Source organism: Nocardia sp. NPDC060259 (genome assembly GCF_042728775.1).
GTDB lineage: Bacteria > Actinomycetota > Actinomycetes > Mycobacteriales > Mycobacteriaceae > Nocardia.
This window is the reverse complement of sequence record NZ_JBHXAY010000080.1, coordinates 1-21,209: the sequence shown is the minus strand read 5'-3', so window position 1 is coordinate 21,209 and position 21,209 is coordinate 1. Positions and strand designations below refer to the sequence as shown.

19 protein-coding genes and 1 pseudogene are annotated in these 21,209 nt (G+C 69.1%); 10 read left to right on the top strand and 10 right to left on the bottom strand.

Annotation, left to right across the window (positions count from 1 at the left end):
- Positions 1-4: 4 nt before the first annotated feature.
- Genes ACFWF2_RS24610 through ACFWF2_RS24595 form a run of 4 tightly spaced genes read right to left on the bottom strand, consistent with a single transcriptional unit; the run spans position 5 to position 4,618 of the window.
- Positions 5-1,048 (bottom strand): acyl-CoA dehydrogenase family protein, encoded by a 1,044-nt coding sequence (locus tag ACFWF2_RS24610; protein ID WP_379309804.1) that lies wholly within the window; start codon positions 1,046-1,048, stop codon positions 5-7.
- Positions 1,045-2,187, bottom strand: coding sequence for an acyl-CoA dehydrogenase family protein (locus tag ACFWF2_RS24605; RefSeq protein WP_379309803.1), 1,143 nt, complete (start codon positions 2,185-2,187; stop codon positions 1,045-1,047). The genes ACFWF2_RS24610 and ACFWF2_RS24605 overlap by 4 nt, the downstream gene beginning before the upstream one ends.
- Entirely contained in the window at positions 2,184-3,032 is an 849-nt protein-coding gene (locus ACFWF2_RS24600) for an enoyl-CoA hydratase (protein WP_379309802.1), read from the bottom strand. Before ACFWF2_RS24600 ends, ACFWF2_RS24605 begins: the two co-directional genes overlap by 4 nt.
- Positions 3,029-4,618, bottom strand: a complete 1,590-nt coding sequence (locus ACFWF2_RS24595) for a FadD3 family acyl-CoA ligase (protein WP_379309801.1) — start codon at positions 4,616-4,618, stop codon at positions 3,029-3,031. The genes ACFWF2_RS24600 and ACFWF2_RS24595 overlap by 4 nt, the downstream gene beginning before the upstream one ends.
- Before the next feature lie 55 nt (positions 4,619-4,673).
- Between ACFWF2_RS24595 and ACFWF2_RS24590 the strand changes: the two genes are divergently transcribed.
- The 5 genes from ACFWF2_RS24590 (at position 4,674) to ACFWF2_RS24570 (ending at position 10,644) form a co-directional block, all read left to right on the top strand.
- On the top strand, positions 4,674-5,870 hold the full coding sequence (locus ACFWF2_RS24590) for an acyl-CoA dehydrogenase family protein (RefSeq protein ID WP_379309799.1): 1,197 nt from the start codon (positions 4,674-4,676) through the stop codon (positions 5,868-5,870).
- Positions 5,867-6,664 carry an SDR family oxidoreductase gene (locus ACFWF2_RS24585; protein ID WP_365010086.1) on the top strand — a complete coding sequence of 266 codons (798 nt, stop codon included), beginning with the start codon at positions 5,867-5,869 and terminating at the stop codon, positions 6,662-6,664. Before ACFWF2_RS24590 ends, ACFWF2_RS24585 begins: the two co-directional genes overlap by 4 nt.
- 64 nt (positions 6,665-6,728) lie before the next feature.
- Positions 6,729-7,340 carry a TetR/AcrR family transcriptional regulator gene (locus ACFWF2_RS24580; protein WP_379309798.1) on the top strand — a complete coding sequence of 204 codons (612 nt, stop codon included), beginning with the start codon at positions 6,729-6,731 and terminating at the stop codon, positions 7,338-7,340.
- 9 nt (positions 7,341-7,349) lie between these two features.
- The gene (locus ACFWF2_RS24575) at positions 7,350-8,540 is read left to right on the top strand and encodes an acetyl-CoA C-acetyltransferase (RefSeq protein WP_379309797.1); all 1,191 of its coding nucleotides are present in this window, start codon (positions 7,350-7,352) and stop codon (positions 8,538-8,540) included.
- Positions 8,541-8,673: 133 nt separating this feature from the next.
- Entirely contained in the window at positions 8,674-10,644 is a 1,971-nt protein-coding gene (locus tag ACFWF2_RS24570) for a molybdopterin-dependent oxidoreductase (protein WP_379309796.1), read from the top strand.
- A gap of 19 nt (positions 10,645-10,663) precedes the next feature.
- Here the strand turns inward: ACFWF2_RS24570 and ACFWF2_RS24565 are convergent, their stop codons facing one another.
- From ACFWF2_RS24565 to ACFWF2_RS24540, 6 genes are all read right to left on the bottom strand, one after another.
- Positions 10,664-11,914 (bottom strand): arginine deiminase, encoded by a 1,251-nt coding sequence (locus ACFWF2_RS24565; RefSeq protein WP_379309795.1) that lies wholly within the window; start codon positions 11,912-11,914, stop codon positions 10,664-10,666.
- 24 nt (positions 11,915-11,938) lie between these two features.
- Positions 11,939-13,378, bottom strand: a complete 1,440-nt coding sequence (locus ACFWF2_RS24560) for a basic amino acid/polyamine antiporter (RefSeq protein WP_379309794.1) — start codon at positions 13,376-13,378, stop codon at positions 11,939-11,941.
- Between the two features lie 366 nt (positions 13,379-13,744).
- Positions 13,745-14,830 carry an NAD(P)H-dependent flavin oxidoreductase gene (locus ACFWF2_RS24555; RefSeq protein ID WP_379309793.1) on the bottom strand — a complete coding sequence of 362 codons (1,086 nt, stop codon included), beginning with the start codon at positions 14,828-14,830 and terminating at the stop codon, positions 13,745-13,747.
- Positions 14,827-15,573, bottom strand: a complete 747-nt coding sequence (locus ACFWF2_RS24550; protein ID WP_379309792.1) for a CoA-transferase subunit beta — start codon at positions 15,571-15,573, stop codon at positions 14,827-14,829. The genes ACFWF2_RS24555 and ACFWF2_RS24550 overlap by 4 nt, the downstream gene beginning before the upstream one ends.
- Entirely contained in the window at positions 15,570-16,451 is an 882-nt protein-coding gene (locus ACFWF2_RS24545) for a CoA transferase subunit A (protein WP_379309791.1), read from the bottom strand. The genes ACFWF2_RS24550 and ACFWF2_RS24545 overlap by 4 nt, the downstream gene beginning before the upstream one ends.
- A gap of 5 nt (positions 16,452-16,456) precedes the next feature.
- Positions 16,457-17,221: an enoyl-CoA hydratase family protein gene (locus tag ACFWF2_RS24540; protein ID WP_378846455.1), complete on the bottom strand. Its 765-nt coding sequence runs from the start codon at positions 17,219-17,221 to the stop codon at positions 16,457-16,459.
- A 71-nt stretch (positions 17,222-17,292) separates the two neighbouring features.
- On the opposite strand from ACFWF2_RS24540, the gene ACFWF2_RS24535 reads away from it, so the two are divergent.
- The 5 genes and pseudogenes from ACFWF2_RS24535 to ACFWF2_RS24515 all read left to right on the top strand — a co-directional run.
- Positions 17,293-18,069, top strand: coding sequence for an SDR family oxidoreductase (locus ACFWF2_RS24535; RefSeq protein ID WP_379309790.1), 777 nt, complete (start codon positions 17,293-17,295; stop codon positions 18,067-18,069).
- 26 nt (positions 18,070-18,095) lie between these two features.
- Positions 18,096-19,010 carry an SDR family oxidoreductase gene (locus ACFWF2_RS24530; protein WP_379309789.1) on the top strand — a complete coding sequence of 305 codons (915 nt, stop codon included), beginning with the start codon at positions 18,096-18,098 and terminating at the stop codon, positions 19,008-19,010.
- Positions 19,011-19,211: 201 nt separating this feature from the next.
- Positions 19,212-20,444: a hypothetical protein gene (locus tag ACFWF2_RS24525; RefSeq protein WP_379309788.1), complete on the top strand. Its 1,233-nt coding sequence runs from the start codon at positions 19,212-19,214 to the stop codon at positions 20,442-20,444.
- A gap of 11 nt (positions 20,445-20,455) precedes the next feature.
- The gene (locus ACFWF2_RS24520) at positions 20,456-20,971 is read left to right on the top strand and encodes an ImmA/IrrE family metallo-endopeptidase (protein ID WP_379309787.1); all 516 of its coding nucleotides are present in this window, start codon (positions 20,456-20,458) and stop codon (positions 20,969-20,971) included.
- Positions 20,968-21,209, top strand: a pseudogene (locus ACFWF2_RS24515) (hypothetical protein); the annotation flags it as partial. The gene ACFWF2_RS24520 and the pseudogene ACFWF2_RS24515, both read left to right, overlap by 4 nt.

Here is a 21,209-nt window from a genome sequence, read left to right as displayed (position 1 = left end):
TTCCTCAGACCATCGCGGGGGTACGCAGCGCGGCCGCGATGCGTGCGCGGTGGAAGTCGGCTGTGCCCCACGCGGTGCGCAGCGCAGCGACCTTGGTGATCCACAGCGACAGGTCGCATTCGGCGGTGTAGCCGATGGCGCCGTGCACCTGCAAACCCGCACGCGAGGCGCGGTGGGCGGCATCGCCGCAGGCCACGATGGCTGCCGAGACGTCGCGAGCGCGATCCTCGGAGTCCAGCGTGAGGGCGGCGCGGTACAGCAGCGGTTCGGCCAGATCCAGCGCGATCAGCACGTCGGCGAGTTGCTGCTTCACGGCCTGGAATTCGCCGATCGCGCGGCCGAACTGCTTGCGCTGCTTGGCATAGGTGGTGGTCTGGTCGAGCAGCGCGCGGCCCGCGCCGAGCAGCTGGGCAGCACACGCCAGGACGCCGATATCGAAGGCGTAGTCGATCGCGTCCTGAACGCCGTCGGCGACGCTCTCGTCGGCCTCGACCTGGAACAGCTTGCGTGCCGGATCGATCGAGGCGATCGGCCCGACCTGCGATCGGCTCGCATCGGCCGACTGCTCGTCGCCCGACGGGGTGCGACGCCCGATGGCCAGCTGTCCGCCGTCCGCGACCAGCACCAGATCGGCGACGTCGGCATCGAGGGCGATGCCGCGCTGCGGACTGCCGAAGCTGACAGTGCCGAGCAGCGCACCACCCGCGAGCGCGGGCAGCCAGCGCTGCGCGGGCTCGGCGTTCGGAAGACGCTGCAACAGTGCCGGAATCACCGCGGTCGATTCGATCACCGGACCCGGCGCCGCGGCCCGGCCCAGCTCGACCAGGGCGACGGCGAGATCGACCGGTGTGGCTTCCGCGCCGTCGTACTGCTCGTCCACGATCAGGCCGAACACACCCATCTCGGCCACCTGCCGAAGCAGCGTGCGCCCCTTGGCGGTGTCGCCCTCGGCCCACGCGCGAACGGCTGCGGGCGTCTGCCCGGCGTCGAGGATCTTGCGCAGCTCGGTGGCGAAATCGAGTTGTTCGGTGCTGAGGGCGAATCTCATCGCTTGCTCTCCCTTGGCAGGCCGAGGATGCGCTCGGCGATGATGTTGCGCTGGATCTCGTTGGTGCCCGCGTAGATCGGGCCGGACAGCGAGAACAGGTAGCCGTCGGTCCACTTGCTCTGCTGCTCGGCGGCGGTGCCGAGCAGGTCCAACGCCGTCTGGTGCATGGCGATGTCGAGTTCGGACCAGTACACCTTGGTGATCGAGGACTCGGCGCCGAGCTGACCGCCGTCGGTCAGCCGGGTGACGGTGCCGAAGGTGTGCAGGCGGTAGGCCTCCGCGCCGATCCAGGCGTCCACCACGGCATTTCGCGCGGCGGTGTCGGCAGGTTCGGTCGTCTCGGTCCACAGGTCGATCAGCCGCTGGGCGGTCGCGCTGAACCGGCCGGGGCTGCGCAGCGACAGGCCGCGCTCGTTGCTCGAGGTCGCCATCGCGACCCGCCAGCCCTCGTTCGGCGCGCCGATCACGTCGCGATCGGGGACGAAGACATCGTCGAGGAAGATCTCGGCGAAGCCGGGCTCGCCGTCGAGCTGCGGGATCGGCCGCACGCTCACGCCGTCGGCCGAGAGCGGGAACATCACGTAGGTCAGGCCATGATGACGCTGCGCCTCGGGATCGCTGCGGAACAGGCCGAAGGCCCAGTCGGCGAAAGTGGCGCGCGAGCTCCAGGTCTTCTGGCCGTTGAGGATCCAGCCGCCCTCGGTGCGCCGCGCGGTCGAGCGCAGGCTCGCCAGGTCGCTGCCCGATTCGGGCTCCGACCAGGCCTGCGCCCAGATGTCGTCACCGCGCGCCATCCGCGGCAGGATCCGGGCCAGCTGCTCCTCGGTGCCGTGCTCGAACAGGGTCGGCGCGAGCAGGAAGATGCCGTTCTGGGCGACGCGCCCCGGCGCACCCGCCGCGTAGTACTCCTGCTCGAACAGGACCCACTCGAGGATGGAGGCATCGCGCCCGCCGTACTCGACCGGCCAGGACACCGCCGACAGGCGGGCATCGGCGAGCTTGGCCTCCCAAGCGCGGTGGGCTTCGAATCCCGCCGCCGTGTCCATCGATGGCAGCGGCTCGCTGGGCACGTTGGCGGCGAGGAACTCGCGCACCTCCAGCTGGAACTCCCGGACTGCCGGGTCGATCTCGAGATTCACGCTTTCTCCTTCATCGAGCGGGCATTCATCCCGCCCAGCGAATCGGCGCCGACTTCGGCATTGTGGGCGTGCGCGAAATGGTGCAGCCCGAAGACCGAGTCCATTCCGCTACGCATTCCCATCAGGTCTTCGGCCTGGTTGACGGCCTTCTTGGTGAGCGCGAGCCCGAATTGCGGCATGGCGGAGATCTTCTCGGCCAGCGCCATCACCTCGGACTCGAGTTCCTCGCGCGGAACGACCCGGTTGACCATGCCCCACTCCTTGGCCTGGTCGGCGCCGAACCGGTCACCGGTGAACAGGAACTCCTTGGCCGCGCGCGGACCCATCACCCACGGATGCGCGAAGTACTCCACACCCGGAATGCCCATCCGGACAACGGGATCGGAGAAGAACGCGTCGTCCGAGCAGACGATCAGGTCGCACACCCAGGCCAGCATCAGCCCGCCGGCGATGCAGGCGCCCTGCACCATCGCGACGGTCGGCTTGGGGATCTCCCGCCAGCGGCGGCACATACCCAGGTACACCTCGGACTCGCGGGCGAAACGCTGGTCGCCGCCGGCGCGGTCGACGTGGTCCCACCACAGCGCGGCCTTGTTCTCGTAGTGCGCGTCGTGGTCGCGACCCGGCGTGCCGATGTCGTGGCCCGCGCTGAAGTGCTTCCCGTTGCCCGCCAGCACGATCACCTTGACCTCGGGGTCCTCGACGGCCCGCACGAACGCGGCGTCGAGGGCGTAGGTCATCTTCGAGTTCTGCGCGTTACGGAACTCGGGCCGGTTCATGGTGACGACGGCGACCGGCCCGCGCACCTCGTAGGTGACGACCTCGGTTTCGGTTTCGGGACTCACGACTTCTCCTCACGTAGCTCACGCTTGAGCACCTTGCCCGCCGCGCTGTAGGGCAGCTGGTCGCGGAACTCCACGAGCCGGGGCACTTTGAAATTGGCCAATGTGCTCGCGGCGTAGGCGATCACCTCGTCCGCGGTCAGCGTCGATCCGGCCCTGCGGACGACGACGGCCTTGCCGACCTCGCCCATCCGCTCGTCCGGCACGCCGAAGACCGCCGATTCGGCGACGCCGTCGAGCCGGGCCAGGGTCTGCTCGATCTCGGCGGGGTACACGTTGAACCCGCCGGTGATGTACATGTCCTTGAGCCGGTCGGTGATCTTCAGGTAGCCGCGCTCGTCGACGATGCCGATATCGCCGGTGTGCAGCCAGCCGTCGGCGTCGATCGCCTCGGCGGTGGCCACGGGGTCGTCGAGATAACCGAGCATCACGTTGGGGCCGCGCAGCAGCACCTCACCGGCCTCGGACAGGCGCAGTTCGAAGTCGGCGATCGGCCCGCCGCAGGTGTTGGCGATGGTGGCCGCGTCGTCGTCGGGGCGGCACATGGTGCCGAAACCGGCCGACTCGGACAGGCCGTAGGCGGTAATGACCACCTCGAAGGCGAGATCGTCGCGCATCCGCTCGATCAGCACCACCGGCACGGTCGCCGCGCCGGTCACCGCCACCCGCAGCGAGGACAGGTCGCGCTCGGCGCGCTGGGGATGCTCGAGGATGGTCTGGTAGATCGTCGGCGGACCGGTCAGCACGGTGATCCGCTCGGACTCGATCAGCGCCAGCGCGGCGGGCACGTCGAAGGTTGCCTGCGGGACGATCGTGGCCCCGGTGACCAGGCACGCGAGGATGCCCGCCTTGTAACCGAAGTTGTGGAAGAACGGCGGGATCATCAGGTAGCGGTCGCCCGCGCGCAGGGTCGAGCACTCGACCCACCCGCGCACCACGCCGAGCGCCTGCCGGTGCGCGACGAGGGTGCCCTTGCTGCGGCCGGTGGTGCCGGAGGTGAACAGGATGTCGGCGATGTCGTCGGGGGAGACCTGCGCCGCCCGCCGCTCGCCCTCCTCGGCGGAGACAGCCGCCGCGTGGTCGAGCAATTCCGCCCAGGTCAGCACGGCTGCCGTTTGTGTGCCCTGGTCGGCATCGGCGCGCAACGCGGTCGAGGACGCGGCGCCGTCCTCGACCGGAATCACCACCACGGTCCCGATACCGAGCGCCGACGAGCCCGCAAGCAGCTCGGCGGCCCGGTCGCGGCCGAGGAACGGGCCGGCGACGAACAACGCCTTCGCGTCGACACGCTCGAGCACATCGATCGCCTCGGCCGCCACATAGCGGGTGTTGAGCGGTACCAGCGCGGCACCGACCGAGTGCGCGGCCAGCGCCGCGACCACCCAGTGATGGGTGTTGGGCGCCCACATCGCGACCCGGTCACCGGGGGCGATGCCGCGAGCGATCAGCGCGCGCGCCGCGATCCGTACCTGGTCGAGTAGCTCGGGCCAGGTCAGGCGGGTCGCGCCGTCGATCAGGGCCGGCTCGTGCGGATGCGCCGCGGCGACGTCTCGCAGTGCCTGCGGGGTTGTCTGTGCAGGGGTTGTCACGGGGTCCTCACCAATCGGCTAACAAAGCAAGTGCTTGGTAGGTTATCCTACCGACGTGGGCGTGATCCAGACCTCAGATTCCGATACCGCGACCTCCGACGCGGAGTTTTGCGCGGAAATACGCGACTGGCTGGCCGAAAACCTGGCCGGGGAGTTCCGTGACCTGCGTGGCACCGGCGGGCCGGGGCGCGAGCACGAGTTCTTCGAAGAGCGGCTTGCCTGGGACCGGCACCTCGCCGCGGCGGGCTGGACCTGCCTCGGCTGGCCGGTCGAATACGGCGGCCGCGGTGCCAGCGTGCGCCAGCAGGTCATCTTCCACGAGGAGTACGCGAAGGCCGACGCGCCGGCGCGGGTCTCGCACGTGGGTGAGGAACTGCTCGGCCCGACGTTGCTTGCCTTCGGTACCGACGAACAGAAGAAGCGCTTCCTGCCGGGCGTGCGCTCGGTGAGCGAGCTGTGGTGCCAGGGCTACTCCGAGCCCGGCGCGGGTTCGGACCTCGCCGCGGTGAGCACCACCGCGCGCCTGGACGGCGACCGCTGGGTGATCAACGGCCAGAAGATCTGGACCTCGCTCGCGCACGTCGCCGACTGGTGCTTCGTCATCGCGCGCACCGAGAAGGGGTCGAGCAGGCACAAGGGCCTGTCCTACCTGCTGGTGCCGATGAATCAGCCGGGCATCGAGGTGCGCCCGATCGAACAGCTCACCGGCACCTCCGAATTCAACGAGGTGTTCTTCGACGACGCCGTCACCGAGGCGGGCCTGGTCGTCGGCGAGCCGGGCGACGGCTGGCGCATCGCCATGGGCACCCTGACCTTCGAGCGTGGCATCTCCACGCTCGGCCAGCAGATCCGCTTCGCCCGCGAACTCGCCGATATCGAGGCGCTGGCCCGGCGGACCGGCGCGGCCGACGACCCGCTGATCGCCGAGCGCATCGACAACGCCTGGGTCGGCCTGCGGGTCCTGCGCGCGCACGCGCTGCGGACCATGAGCGAGGACGTCGACGATGCCGGTGGCGCGTCGGTCTCGAAGTTGTTGTGGGGTAACTGGCATCGCGGACTCGGCGAACTCGCCATGGCGGTGCAGGGCGCCGCCGGGCTGGTCCTCGGTCCCGAAGACAACCCAGACATGACCGCATGGCAGCGGCTGTACCTGTTCAGCCGTGCCGACACGATCTATGGAGGTTCGAACGAAGTGCAGCGCAACATCATCGCCGAGCGTGTGCTCGGCCTGCCGCGGGAGGCCCGCCCGTGACCGGCCCGCTCTCCGTCCCGCCCCCGTCCATCCCCGGCCACGGCCTGCTGACGGGCCGCAAGGCCGTCATCACCGCCGCGGCGGGCACCGGCATCGGCTCGGCCACCGCGCGCAGGCTGCTGGAAGAGGGCGCTGACGTCGTCGTCTCCGACTGGCACGAGCGCAGGCTCACCGAGACCGCCGAGCTGCTGGCCAAGGAGTTCCCCGAGCGCAAGGTCGGCGCGGTGGTCTGCGATGTCCGCGACACCGCGCAGGTCAACCAGCTGCTCACCGATGCCGCCGCCGAACTCGGCCGGATCGATGTCATGGTCAACAACGCGGGCCTCGGTGGCGAGACGCCCGTGGTGGACATGACCGACGAGCAGTGGGATCAGGTCCTCGACATCACCCTGACCGGCACCTTCCGCTGCACCCGTGCCGCGCTCGGTTACTTCCGGTCGGCGGGCCACGGCGGCGTGATCGTCAACAACGCCAGCGTCCTCGGCTGGCGCGCCCAGCACGGCCAGGCGCACTACGCCGCGGCCAAGGCGGGCGTGATGGCGCTGACCAGGTGCAGCGCGGTGGAAGCCGCCGAGTTCGGGGTGCGGATCAACGCCGTCGCGCCGAGCATCGCGCGTCATCCGTTCCTGGACAAGGTCAGTTCCTCGGAGCTGCTCGACGCGCTCAGCGAACGCGAAGCCTTCGGCCGGGCCGCCGAGCCTTGGGAAGTAGCGGCGACGATCGCCATGCTGGCCAGTGACTACACCTCGTACCTGACCGGTGAGGTGGTCTCGGTGAGCAGTCAGCGCGCATGATGAGCGGGCGCGAGAGTGCGGAGTTTCCGGAAACCAAGCAAATGCTTGGCCTTAGGATGACGTTGTGACCGCATCCGACACCGTGAAACGTACTCGCCGCGACGAACTCCTCGATCTCGCCGCGAACCTGTTCGCCGAACGTGGACTGCGTGCCACCACCGTGCGTGACATCGCCGACTCGGCGGGGATCCTCTCCGGCAGCCTCTACCACCACTTCGACTCCAAGGAGTCGATGGTCGACGAGATCCTGCGCGGCTTCCTCGACGACCTGTTCGGCCGCTATCGCGAGATCGCGGCCGCCGGGCTCAGCTCGCGAGAGACCCTGGAAGCCCTGGTGATCGCCTCCTACGAGGCCTTCGACCGGCATCACGCCGCGGTCGCCATCTACCAGGCCGAGGCCAAGAACCTGCGCGATGTCGAACGTTTCGGCTACATCCGCGACTTCAACACCGAGTTCCGCGACCTGTGGCACAAGGTCCTCACCGCGGGCGTGGCCGACGGCAGCTTCCGGCCCGAACTCGACGTGGAACTGGCGTTCCGCTTCCTGCGCGACACCGTGTGGGTCGCGGTCCGCTGGTACACCCCCGGTGGCCCGATCACCGTGCAAAGCCTTGCCCAGCAATATCTGACCATCGTGCTCGACGGGCTCACCGTGCCCGGGAGCAGTCCGAAGTAGGAGTTCCCCATGACCGCACCCGCCGAGCGCCGCCCGTACACCCCGCTGCGGCAGGCCTATGTGATCGATGCGGTGCGTACCGCGGTCGGCAAGCGCAATGGCGCGCTGGCCGGCGTGCACCCCGCCGACCTCGGCGCCGCCGCCCTGCGCGGCCTGATCGAGCGCACCGGCATCGATCCGGCCGTCGTCGACGACGTGATCGTCGGCTGTGTCGACAACATCGGCCCGCAGGCGGGCAATATCGGCCGCACCATGTGGCTGACCGCCGGTTTCCCCGAAGAGGTTCCCGGCGTCACCGTCGACCGGCAGTGCGGTTCCAGCCAGCAGGCGATCAACTTCGCCGCCCAGGCCATCATGAGCGGCACGGCCGAGGTCGTCGTCGCCGGCGGCGTGCAGAACATGAGCGCCATCCCGATCTCCGCGGCCATGCTCGCGGGCAAGGAGTACGGCTTCGAGTCGCCGTTCGTCGGTGCCACCGGCTGGGATTCCCGCTACGGCACCGGCGAGGTCTCGCAGTTCCGCGGCGCCGAGCTGATCGCCGAGAAGTGGGGCATCACCCGCGAGGACATGGAGCACTGGGCGCTGCGCAGCCACGAACGCGCCCGCGCCGCCATCGCCGAGGGCCGCTTCGAGGCCGAGATCGTGCCGGTCGGTGACTTCACCGTCGACCAGGGCCCGCGCGAGACCAGCCTGGAGAAGATGGCGAGCCTGCAGCCGCTCGGCGAGGGCAGCCCGCTGACCGCCGCGGTCGCCAGCCAGATCTCCGACGGCGCCAGCGCCACCCTGCTCGCCTCCGAGTGGGCGGTGCAGGAATACGGCCTGACCCCGCGTGCCCGCATCCATCACGTCAGCGCGCGTGGCGCCGACCCGATCTTCATGCTGAGCGCGCCGATCCCGGCGACGCAGTGGGCGCTGGAGAAGACCGGCCTGACCATCGACGACATCGACGTCATCGAGATCAACGAGGCCTTCGCGCCGGTGGTGCTGGCCTGGATCAAGGAGATCGGCGCCGATCCGGCGAAGGTGAACGTCAACGGTGGCGCGATCGCACTGGGTCACCCGCTCGGCGCTACCGGCGCCAAGCTGTTCGCGACCCTGCTGCACGAACTCGAGCGGGTGAACGGTCGCTACGGTCTGCTCACCATCTGCGAGGGTGGCGGCACGGCGAACGTGACCATCATCGAGCGGCTGGACGCGTAGAACGAACCGGCGTAAACGTGCGATCGGGCGTCGCTCAGTCAGAAATCTGACTGCATCGCACCGTTTTGCACGTTTACGCCGGGCTCTACCGAGCATGGGAGTGGTCCTAGCGCACGCGCCATCCGCGCCTACGATGGACCGGGTGAAGGTGCTCGGCGCGTGCCCGCTCGACTGCCCCGACGCGTGCTCGTGGGTGGTGACCGTCGAGGACGGGAAAGCCACCGGGCTGCGGGGCAACAAGGACCATCCGGTGACCCGTGGCGCGCTGTGCGTCAAGGTGAATCGGTATCTCGAGCAGCTCGGGTCACCGGACCGGCTGCGTTATCCGCTGCGCCGGGTCGGGCCGAAGGGCTCCGGCCGATTCGAACGGATCAGCTGGGACGAGGCGCTCGACGAGATCGCCACCCGGCTCACCGGCATCATCGACGAGTTCGGCGCCGAGGCGATCTGGCCGTTCCACGGCACCGGCAGCCTCGGTTACCTCCAGGGCCTGGAGGGCTATCCGGGCCGCCGGATGTTCAACGTGCTCGGCGCCTCCCACCACGCGGCGACGATCTGCTCGGTCGCGGGCGGCACCGGCCTGCGCTACACGCTCGGCACCTCCGGTGGCATGGATCCCGAGGATTTCGCGAAGTCGGAACTGATCCTGCTGTGGGGCACCAACCCGCTCACCTCCGGGCACCACCTGTGGAAATTCGTGCAGGACAGCGGCGCCTACCTGGTCTCGATCGACCCGGTGCGCACCAAGACCTCCGAACGCTGCGACGAGCACATCGCCCCGCTGCCCGGCACCGACGCCGCGCTGGCACTCGGTCTGCTGCATGTCATCGTCTCGCTCGGCGCGCAGGACGAGCGGTTCATCGCCGAGCACACCGAGGGCTGGCCCGAATTCCGCGACCGCGTCACGGAATTCACCCCGGAGCGCACCGCCGCGATCACCGGCGTACCGCGGGAGCGGATCGTCGCGCTCGGTGAGCGGATCGCTCGCACCAGGCCGACCGCGATCCGCGCCTCCCAGGGCATGCAGCGCCATGCGGGCGGCGGAATGGCGCTGCGGGTACTCGCCTGCCTGCCGGGCGTCACCGGCGACTGGGCGATTCCCGGTGGAGGACTGCACTATTCGACGAGTGGTCACTTCCGGCTCGACGACGCGGCGCTGGTCCGCGACGATCTCCTGCCGCACCCGGTCCGCACGCTGTCGATGACCCGTCTCGGCGAAGCCCTGCTCGAGACCGAGGATCCGCCGGTCAAGGCGCTGTTCGTGATCGGGGCCAACCCCGTCGGCTCGAACCCCGACCAGCGCAGGGTGATCGAAGGCCTCTCCCGCGACGACCTGTTCACCGTGGTGCTCGAGCATTTCGCCACCGACACCGTCGACTACGCCGACATCGTCCTACCCGCCACGATGCAGCCCGAACACCTCGATGTCATCGCCGGCTACGGTCACCTCTACCTGGTCTGGAACGAGCCCGCCGTCGAGCCGCCGGGCGAATGCCTGTCCACCACCGAGACTTTCCGCAGGCTCTCCCGTCGCCTCGGCCTCACCGAACCCGCGCTCTACGACTCCGACGAGGAACTGGCCAGGCAGCTGCTGAAGGGCCACGACCTCGACCGGCTCAGGGCCGACGGATTCCTGAAGATCCAGCCCGGTTCGGTCCCGGCGGGCAAACTCCAATTCGTCTCCGCGCGAGCCGAACTGGCCGGCCACGATCCGTTGCCGGACTACACGCCACCGGCCGACCAGGGCGACGGGCTGGTGCTGATCTCTGCGGCCTCGCACTACTTCCTCAACACCTCTTTCGGCAGCAACCCCGAATTGCGCCGCCGAGCAGGCGATTCCACGATCACCCTGCACCCCGACGATGCCGCCACCCGCGACATCATCGACGGTACCGCGGTGCTGGTGTCCAACGCGCGCGGCGCATTCGAGGCGGTGGCCGAGGTATCGGACCGGGTCAGGCCGGGCGTCGCCGCGACGACAAAGGGCCGCTGGGCCAAGTTCACCGACGGCGCCACCGTCAACGCGACCATCGCCGAACGAGATTCGGACTACGGCGGCGGCGCGGTGTTCCACGACAACCGTGTCGAGGTGCGCCCGCGCTGATCACCCCCGCCCGGGCCGCTCAGAACTCGACGGCGTCGCGGATCAGCGGGCAGGTCATGCAGTGTCCGCCGCCGCGGCCGCGGCCCAGTTCGGCGCCGACGATGCTGATCACCTCGACGCCTTCCTTGCGCAGGGCCGAATTGGTGTGGGTGTTGCGGTCGTAGGCGAAGACGACACCGGGTTCGACAGCGACCAGGTTGTTGCCGCTGTCCCACTGCTGTCGTTCGTTGGCGTAGTAGCCGCCGCCGGTCTCCACCACCCGCAGCTTCGGCAGGTTCAGCGATTCGGCCACCACATCGAGGAACGGTGCGGTCTCCTCGATCACCTCGACGCCGGGTGCGCGGTCGCTGGGCCGCAGGGAGAACGGGTGGATGCCGTAGACGATGTCGGGGTACACCGTGACCAGGTCGCGGTCGGCGAAGGTGAACACGGTGTCGAGATGCATCGCCGAGCGCAGCTTCGGCATTCCGGCCACGATCACCCGCTCGGCGGCACCTGCCTCGAACAGCGACGCGGCGACCTGGGTGATCGCCTGCCGGGACGTCCGTTCGCTCATCCCGATCAGGACCACCCCGTTGCCGACCGGCATCACATCGCCGCCCTCGAAAGTGGCCAGCCCCCAATCCTGTTCGGGATCGCCCCACCAGACCTTCGCGCCGGTGAAGTCGGGATGGAAGGCGTAGATCGCGCCCATCAGCAGGGTCTCGTCGTGCCGGGCGGGCCAGTACAGCGGATTGAGCGTGACGCCGCCGTAGAGCCAGCAGGTGGTGTCGCGGGTGTAGAGAGTGTTCGGCAGCGGCGGCATCAGATACTCGCGGACACCGGTCTGCTCGCGCGCCAGAGCCAGGTAACCGGAACGGAATTCGGCGGGCAGGTCCGCGGTCGCGAGTCCGCCGAGAAGGTAGGTCGCCAGGGTGCGGTCGTCCACCGAGTCCAGGTAGGCCCTGGTGCCGTCGATCAGCCCGAGCCCGACCTCGTTGGCCACGATCTTGCGATCGAGAATCCAGTCCTTCGCGCCGGGCACGGCGAGGGTTTCGGCGAGCAGATTGTGGAGCTCGACCACCTCGACGCCGCGGTCGCGCATCTTCGTCATGAAGTCGAAGTGGTCGCGTTTGGCGTTCTGCACCCACAGCACATCGTCGAAGAGCAGATCATCGCAATTGGTCGGAGTGAGCCGCTCGTGTGCCAGGCCGGGCGCGCACACCAGGACTTTGCGCAGCGTGCCGACTTCGGAGTGGACGCCGAACGCGGTGGCGGGGGTTCCGGTCATTTCTGCTCCTCAGATCGGGCGGACTCAGATCGAGATGGCTCCGGTCGCCAGGCCGGCGATGCCGACGACGGCGCCGAGGGCGACGGCACCGAACAGGACCGCCTCCCAGGGCGAGAAGACCCGCCTGCCCGCCTCGCGACGGGTCAGGGCGAACAAGATGGTGCCGGGCGCGTAGATGATGCACGACAGCAGCAGGAATTCGAGTCCGGCCGCGACGAGCATGAACGCGGTGTAGAAGGTGGCGACGAAGGCGATGACGAGCTCTTTGGTGCGGTTGTCCGGTTCGATCTGCGCGTAGGTCTCCCTGGTGTAGGAGAGCTTGAGCGCGTAGGCCGCGGCGAGCAGGTATGGCACCAGCGACAGCGAACTGCACAGCTTGAGGGTGAAGGTGAAGGCGTCGTCCGAGAACAGGGTGGTGATCAGCACGATCTGGATAAGCACGCTGGTGAAGATCAGCGCCACCACCGGTACCTCGGCGTTGTTGACCCGGGTCAGGAACGACGGCATGTCCCGGTCCTTCGCCGCCACGAACAACACCTCGGCGGCCATCAGTGTCCAGGCCAGGTAGGCGCCGAGGACCGAGATGATCAGTCCGATGCTGATGAACCAGGCGCCCCAGGTGCCGACGGCGGATTCGAACACCGGCGACATCGACGGTTGTTGCGCCGCGGCGAGTTCGGCACGCGGCATGATGCCGAACGACACCATGGTCACCGACGCGAAAATGGCGAGCACGCTGAGGAATCCGAGCACGGTGGCGCGGCCGATGTCCTCGCGCTTGCGCGCGTACCTGGAATACACGCTCGCGCCCTCGATGCCGAGGAACACGAAGACCGTCACCAGCATCGTCGAACGCACCTGTGCGACCAGCGATTCGGAATACGCCTCGCCGCCCCAGAAGTTGTCCGCGAAGACACCGGGGTCGAAGAAGAACAGCAGCACCACGATGAACACCAGGATCGGCACCAGCTTGGCCACGGTGACGATCTGGTTGATGGCGGCGGCCTCCTGGACCCCGCGCAGCACCATGAAATGGAACGCCCAGATGCACACCGTCGACAGCAGCACCGCGGGAACGGTGTTGCCCTCGCCGAAGATGGGCAGCACCTGCCCGAGGGTGGACTTGATCAGCACCCAGTAGCTGACATTGCCGACACAGGCGCTGGCCCAGTACCCGAACGCGGAGAAGAAGCCGAGGTACTCACCGAAGCCGGCCTTGGCGTAGGCGTAGACACCGGCGTCGAGGTCTGGTTTGCGCACGGCCAGCGTCTGGAAGACGAACGCCAGCATCAGCATTCCGGTGCCTGCGATCGCCCAGGCGATGATCGCGCCGAATCCGCCGGTGGCCTGCCCGAAGTTGCGCGGTAGCGAGAAGACGCCCGCACCGACCATGGAGCCGACCACCATCGCCGACAAGGTCAGCAACGGCATCTTCTTCGTCGCTGTCTGTTCCGAGGCTGTCATCGCGCTACTCCTCCGGATCGGTGCCGGCGAGGGAACGCGCGCGGGCGATGACGGGCGTGGCAATCATCGCGCATACCGGCATCGGTGCGGCCTGGACCTGCCGCTGATTCCCGGCGTCCACGCGACCTCCCGCCACGATGTCGATGTCCGGCAAATTCTAGGCGACCGGCCACCGTCGGCAGCGGCTTCGAGCGCGTGTCGTGGCCGCGAGACCCGGACGACATCGGCCCGAAAAGAGCACCGGACCCGATGCGCACCTCGTGAGTGCGGCACCGGGTCCGGTGTTCGATCGCCCCATGGGACCGACGGTTGGCTCTGGGCCGTCGATCGGGGCGAGCTTGTGGAGGGAGCCGGGTGTGGCTCCGGTCAGTGGGCCTCGGAGGCGGGTTCGATGGTCAGCGCCGAGATCGCCTCGATCCGGGCGACGGCGTCGGTGACGATCTCGTCGATCAGCTCGGCCACGGTCGGCAGGCTGTCGATGATGCCGGTGACCTGGCCGGCGGGCAGCACGCCCGCGTCCGTGCGGCCCTCGACGAGGCCGGCCTTGGTCAGCATCGCCGAGTTCGCCGCCATCACGACCTGGGACCAGCTGAGGTCCTTGGTCTTGCGCATCGCCAGGCCGTCACGCATCAGCGTCGACCACTTCATGCCGGTCATGGACTTGAACTTGGCCGCATTGCCGACCGCCGCGGACAGGCCGCGCCAGCCGCCGGAGTGCTCCAGCTTCTCGACCAGTTCGGTGTTCAGCATCCGGTGCGGCATGCCGTCGACCTTCACCGAGACCACCGTGTCCTGCAGGCCGCGCGCCAGGTACTCCTGCTTCACGGCCTCCGGGACGGTGCTCTCCTGGGTGAGCAGGAAGCGGGTGCCCATGGCGACGCCCGCCGCGCCGTAGGACAGCGCGGCGGCCAGGCCGCGACCGTCGAAGAAGCCGCCCGCCGCGATCACCGGGATGTCGACGGCGTCGAGCACCGACGGCAGCAGCAGGGTGGTGGCGACCGGGCCGGTGTGCCCACCGCCCTCGCCGCCCTGCACGATCACCGCGTCGGCGCCCCAGGAGGCCACCTTCACCGCGTGCTTGGCGGCGCCGATCGACGGAACCACCACCACGCCCGCGTCTTTGAGCTTGGCGATGAGGTCCTTCTTGGGCGCGAGCGCGAAGGACGCGACCTTGACCCGCTCACGGATGAGCAGGTCGATGCGCTCGGTGGCATCGGTGGCGTCGGCGCGGATGTTCACGCCGAACGGCTTGCCGGTCAGCGACTTGGTCTTGGCGATCGCCGCCTCGAGCTCCTCGAAGGTCATCGTGGCCGAGGCCAGGATGCCGAGGCCGCCCGCGTTGGCGGTGGCCGCGACCAGGCGCGGGCCGGCGACCCAGCCCATCCCGGTCTGCACGACCGGATGCTCGATCCCGACCAGCTCGGTCAGCGGAGTCCGCAAGCGCGCACTCATGCCGCCACTTCCTTCTCCCGGAAACCCTTGGGGTCGAGCACGGTTCGGATGATCCGCAGCTCTTCCTCGGTGGGCAGCCTGGTCTCGCCCGCGGTGCCGAGCTCGGCCACCTCGAAGGAGGTGTTCTCGGCGACCTCGTCGGCGCTCACACCCGGATGCAGCGACAGCGCGCGCAGGGTGTGGTCGGGACCGTTGAAATCGAAAACGCCCAGGTTGGTCACCACCCGGTGCAGGTGGTGGAAGCGGTAGGCCGGGTTCTCGGGATCGATACGGTCGTAACCGATTCCGGAGATGATGTCGACCTGATCGACGAACACCCGCTTGTTGTGCCGGGGCACGAAGTAGCTGGTGGCGTGGTTGATGGTGTTGCCCGGCGCGCCGCGCACACCGAACATCTGCCGGGTCGGCTGCTGCAGCGGACCGAAGGCCGACAGGTTCTGGTTGCCGAACCGGTCGATCTGATTTGCGCCCATCACCACGTGCCGACGGCCCGACGCGACCACATCGAACACCTTGGAGAACGGAATCCAGCCCTCCACAGGGGCCTTCGCGCCGATCGCCGGAACCTCGGCGAAGAACAGCGCCTCGCCGTCGGACAGCAGCAGATCGGGCTCGAAGGTGAGCCGGGCCAGCCGGGCGCCGATGGTGGTGACCGTCGACATCGGGCTCGCCATGATCTCACCGGCCCCACGGAAGATCTCCGCGGCGGCGACGACGCAGACCTCAGCACGAGTAATGCTCATAGCTTCTGCTCCTCGGCGAAAGCGTGGACAGCGGACTGGTATTCGTCCTCGGAGACATCCAGATAGCGGGCCTTGAACTCGGCCCACGACTCGGGCGTCGCCGCGGCGGCCACATAGTGCTTCTGGAACTTCTCGTCGCGGCCGTAACTGCCGGAGAAGGTGAAGTGCGCGCCACCGGGCGATTCGACGACACCGTCGACCAGCATCCGGTTGAGGATGATCGACTGCTGCGGAACGGCTTTCACCAGCTCCTCGGTCTCGACCAGGCGATCCACCGAGACGTAGCGCCGCTCGGCGGCCAGGCAGTACAGGTCGTCGAAGTACGGGTCGACGCCGGTGTAGGCGGCATTGCCGTGCTTGTCGGCCAGGTCCAGGTGCACGAAGGAGGCGTCGAGGTTCAGCGCAGGCATGGCGACCAGCGTCTCGGTCCTGCCGTCGGCGGCCGGGTAGGGCGACTGGACCGTCTTCAGCTCGCCTTCCCAGAAGTCGATCACCGACGAACCGAGGCCCGCCCGGATCGGCAGGAACGGCAGCCGGGCCGCGGCGGCCTGCAGACCGCACTTGACCATGCCCTCGTCCATCTCGCGCACGGTGATCGCGCCCTCGGTGCGCGCCTTGGCGAACCACGGATCGTAGAAGGGCGCCGAATCCAGCGAGACGAACCCGTAGTACGCCTTGCGCACCTTGCCCGCCGAGCACAGCAGGCCCAGATCGGGACCGCCGTAGGTGACCACGGTCAGGTCGGTGACATCCGAGCGCAGCAGCGCGCGTACCAGCGCCATCGGCTTGCGCCGGGAACCCCAGCCACCGATGCCGATGGTCATGCCGCTGCGCAGCTCGCCGACGACCTCGTCGAGCGTCATTCTCTTGTCGCGCATGGCGCCTACTTCTCCTTCTTCTGCGCGGCGAGATCGTCGTCGAAACGCGCCCTGATCTCGTCGGCGACACCGGCGAGGTTGAGCTCCATGGTGAAGCCCTGCTCGTAGCGGTAGGAGCGGTGCACGTCCTGCACGTCGATGCCGTTGAGCGCGCGCTTGGCGGCCCGGATCACGCGGCCGTCCTTGTTCGCGATGTTCTTGGCGACCTCCATGGCCGCGGCGTCGAGTTCGGCGCGCGGCACCACCTGGTACACCGAGCCGTAGTGGTGCAGCTGCTGGGCGGTGAGCTTGCCCGCGGTGTAGAACATGGTCCGCATCAGATGCTGGGGGACCAGCCGGGCCAGGTGCGTGGCCGCGCCGAGCGCGCCACGGTCCACCTCGGGCAGGCCGAAGGTGGCGTCGTCGGAGGCGATGATGACATCGGAGTTGCCGACCAGCCCGATGCCGCCGCCCAGGCAGAACCCGTTGACGGCGGTGACCACGGGCACCTGGCAGTCGTAGACGGCCGCGAAGGCCTCGAAGCAACCATGGTTCGCGCGGATCAGCGCGGTGTGCCCGGTATCGGCGTTCATCTCCTTGATGTCGACGCCGGCGTTGAACCCACGGCCCTCGGCCCGCAGCACGACCACCCGGGTCTCCGGATTACGGCCCGCCTCCCGGATGGCGTCGGCCAGGGCGAACCAACCGTCGGACGGTAGTGCGTTGACCGGCGGGTAGTCGACTGTGACGACTTCGACGCCCTCGGTTTCGGTGTGACGGTTTATCCCCATCGCAAGTCCCATCGTGCGCGACTCGGGCGAACCCCGAGACAAAGCAAGCAATTGCTTGGTAGGTTAGCACGGTGGCTGTAGAAATCGACCTTTCCGAGCAGATCGTTCTGGTGACGGGCGGCGTGCGCGGCGTCGGCGCCGGCATCAGCCGGGCCTTCCTCGCCGCGGGCGCGACCGTGCTGACCTGCGCGCGCAGGCCCGCCGACGAACCGATCACGGTGGGTGAGCGCAGCACCGAACACCTCACCTGCGATGTCCGCGACGTCGACGCGGTGGCGGCGATGTTCGCCGAGATCCTGGCCAGATACGGCCGGATCGACCACGTGGTGAACAACGCGGGCGGCGCGCCGTTCGCGATGGCCGATGCCGCGAGCCCGAAGTTCCACGCCAAAATCGTGGAGCTGAATCTGCTCGCACCCCTGCTGATCTCGCAGCAGGCCAACGCGGTGATGCAGAAGCAGGACGCGGGCGGCTCGATCGTGATGATCACCAGCGTCAGCGGGCACCGGCCCTCGCCGGGCACCGCCGCCTACGGCGCGGCCAAGGCGGGCCTGGACAACCTGGCCTCTTCGCTGGCCGTCGAATGGGCGCCCAAGGTTCGCCTGAACTCCGTCGTCGTCGGCCCGGTCGAGACCGAGCTCAGCCACCTGCACTACGGCGACGCCGACGGTGTGGCCGCGGTCGCCAAGACCGTGCCGATGGGCAGGCTGGCCAGCCCCGCCGACGTCGGCAGCGCCGCGCTCTTCCTCGCCTCACCCCTGGCCGCGCACGTCAGCGGCGCCACCCTGCTCGTCCACGGCGGCGGCGAACGCCCGGCCTTCCTGGACGCCGCCACCGCCAACCACTAGACCCCGATAAGACACAGGAGCTTCATATGGACGACCAGCAGTTGATCTGCGCGGGCCGCACCGTCATCGTCACCGGCGCCGGCCGGGGGATCGGCCGCGCGCACGCGCTCGCCTTCGCCGCCGCGGGCGCGCGGGTGGTGGTCAACGATGTCGGCACCGCGCTCGACGGCGCCGAGACCACCGAGACCCCGGCCCAGCAGGTCGTCGACGAGATCGTCGCCGCCGGTGGCGAGGCCGTCGCCAACTACGACGACATCGCCGACTGGGAAGGCGCCCGGCGCCTGATCCGCCAGGCCGTCGACACCTTCGGTGGCCTCGACGTACTGGTGAACAACGCCGGCTTCGTGCGCGACCGGATGCTGGTCAACCTGGGCGAGGACGAGTGGGACGCGGTGGTCCGCGTGCACCTCAAGGGCCACTTCGCCACCATGCGGCACGCGGCCGAGTACTGGCGCGGTGAGTCGAAGGCCGGTCGTCCGGTCGACGCCCGCGTCATCAACACCAGCTCCGGTGCCGGTCTGCAGGGCAGCGTCGGCCAGGGCAACTACGGCGCGGCCAAGGCGGGCATCGCCGGTCTCACCCTCACCGCGTCGGCCGAGTTCGGCCGCTACGGCGTCACGGTGAACGCGATCGCGCCCGCCGCCCGCACCCGGATGACCGAGACGGTCTTCGCCGAGACCATGGCCGCCCCCGATTCCGGCTTCGACGCGATGGCGCCGGAGAACATCTCCCCGCTCGTCGTGTGGCTCGGCAGCACCGAGTCGGCCGGGGTGACCGGCCGGATGTTCGAGGTGGAAGGCGGAAAGGTGGCGCTCGCGCAGGGCTGGCGCCACGGTGCTCCGGTCGACCGCGGCGCCCGCTGGAATCCGGCGGAGCTCGGCCCGGTCGTGGCCGAACTGATCGAGAAGAGCGTCGCACCGGAACCGGTGTACGGCGCATAGCAAACATGTGGAGCGCAGGCCGGGGAAACCTCCCCGGCCTGCGCTTTTGGCATGTCACGCCCGTTTAGGGGACTGGACGGCTCTTGCTCTCTCCTGCGTGGAAGCAACGGTGGGTTTACCATGGGCTACTGTTCGTCGATCCCGGAATGTGTCGCGACCGGGGGTAATGCTGCGCTGAACGGATGAGGGGATGACAAGCGCATGGCCGTTGGTCGCATCGTGCGCGTGCTTGCCGCAGCGAGCGTGCTTGCCGGATCCGCTCTGCTCTGGCCTGCTCTCGCCGCCGCCGCACCGGAAAAGCCACCGACTCCCGCCGCCCAGGCGCCCGGAAGTGGAAGCAGTGGACAGGGGAATGACAACGGTCAGGGGAACGGCGGTCAGAACGGCAAGCTCGGCGAGCTGAGGCTGCCAAGCGGCTCCGGTGACGGCGGCCAGGGCAACCACGGTCAGGCCCCCACTGATCCCCAGCCGCCCGCCGGTGCGCCCGTCGCCGGTGACAGCGAGTGGCAGCCGCTGAACATCCCCGGCCAGTCCACGTATGACGTTCCGAAGAAGGAAGTCAACGGCTCCGGTTCCGCCTCGGGCTCCGCCGCCGCCGGTTCGGCCGCCGCCGGCGCGGGGTCGGCCGCCACCGGCGTTGTCCTCGGCACCGGCTCCGCGGGTCTCGGCCTGCTGCTCGGTACCGGTTCGGCCGGCGTCGGCGCCATCCTCGGTACCGGTTCAGCCGGTATCGCGGCAGTCCTCGGCACGGGTTCGGCAGGCGCCGCCGGCGTCCTCGCGACCGGTTCGGCTGGTGCGGCCGCGGTGCTCGGCACCGGTTCGGCTGGTGCGGCGGCAGTACTCGGTACCGGCTCGGCCGCGGTCGGTTCGGCCGCCGCAGGCACCGGTTCCGCTGCCCTCGGCCTTGGCTCCGCTGTCCTCGGCACCGGTTCCGCCGCGGTGGGTTCAGCGGGTATCGGTTCCGCTGCCGTCGGTTCCGCGGGCACGGGTTCGGCCGCGGTCGGCTCGGCTGCCGTCGGTTCCGCCGCGGTGGGCTCGGCCTCGCCGCTGCTCTTGCTGCTGATCCCGATCCCCTCCGCCCCGGCAGCGCCCGCATTACCCTCGATCGCGATTCCGCCCGCGCCCGCAGCGCCGTCAGTGCCGAATATCGCTGTGGCAGAGCCTGTTCCGGCTGCGGCACCGCCCGCCGTCGAGGCGCCCGCAGCACCGCCCGCGGCGGCCGCGGAGGCCCCGGCGGCAGCACCGAATCACGCGTTCAAGCCGACCAGCGACAACAGTGGCCTGCCCGAACCGAAACTGCTGTCGGTGATCGGCGGCCTGATCGCGTTGGCCCTGGCCGGTACCGGCTCGGGCGCAGTGAGTTTCCAAGGTGCCGCGGCAGCCCAAGCGCGGGTGAACGCGGCGCGTGCCGAGTTCTTCGGACCGAGGTCGTGAGGGGATCTTCGATGAGCAAGAGCAAGACCCAGAGCACCTCCAGGTCCTATCGCCGCGTCGCCGCCGCGGTGGACGCGGTCTGCGCGGTCGCCGCCGACTCCGACGCGACCACCCTCGATGAGGTCGTCGCGGCGATCTCGCGCGAGCGGAAGCGCGAAATCGAGATCACCAGTGCGCAATTGGGCCCCGGCGTCTGTGGTCAGCGCCGGTTCTATCCGGAACGCGACATCATCGTCCTGGCCGACTCGCTACCCAGTCGCGACCACACCCTCGCGCACGAACTGGGCCACATCGTCTTCGACCACGAGGGCGCGCCCGCGGTGGAGACCACACTCGAGGTCAGTGACGACCTGATCGCCTACATGCTCAGCCAGCGCGCCCACGCGCAGATCGTCGACGACGGCGCCGACGACCTCGCCGAGTGGGAGGCCGAGACCTTCGCGGCCATGCTCATGACCCGGCTGCGCGTGTTCAACAACCGGGGCGCAGGCGTCTCGGTCCTTCGATTCGATGAGGCACTCGGATGACACTCTGGTTGACAGCCCTGCTGGTCTGGGTTGCCGCGGGTGCGCGAGTGGGTCGCGTGCTGGTCAAGCCGGCGACGACCGCCCGCGTGGCCATCGTCGTCGCGGTCGCCGCCGTCGCACTCGCGGCGACCGTCGCCATTCCCGATATCGCGGTGGCCGTGGACAATCTGCTACCCGGCGGCCTCCGCAGCGGCTGGTTGTCCACCGGCATCGTCGATTCGGCGTGGATCCTGTTCAC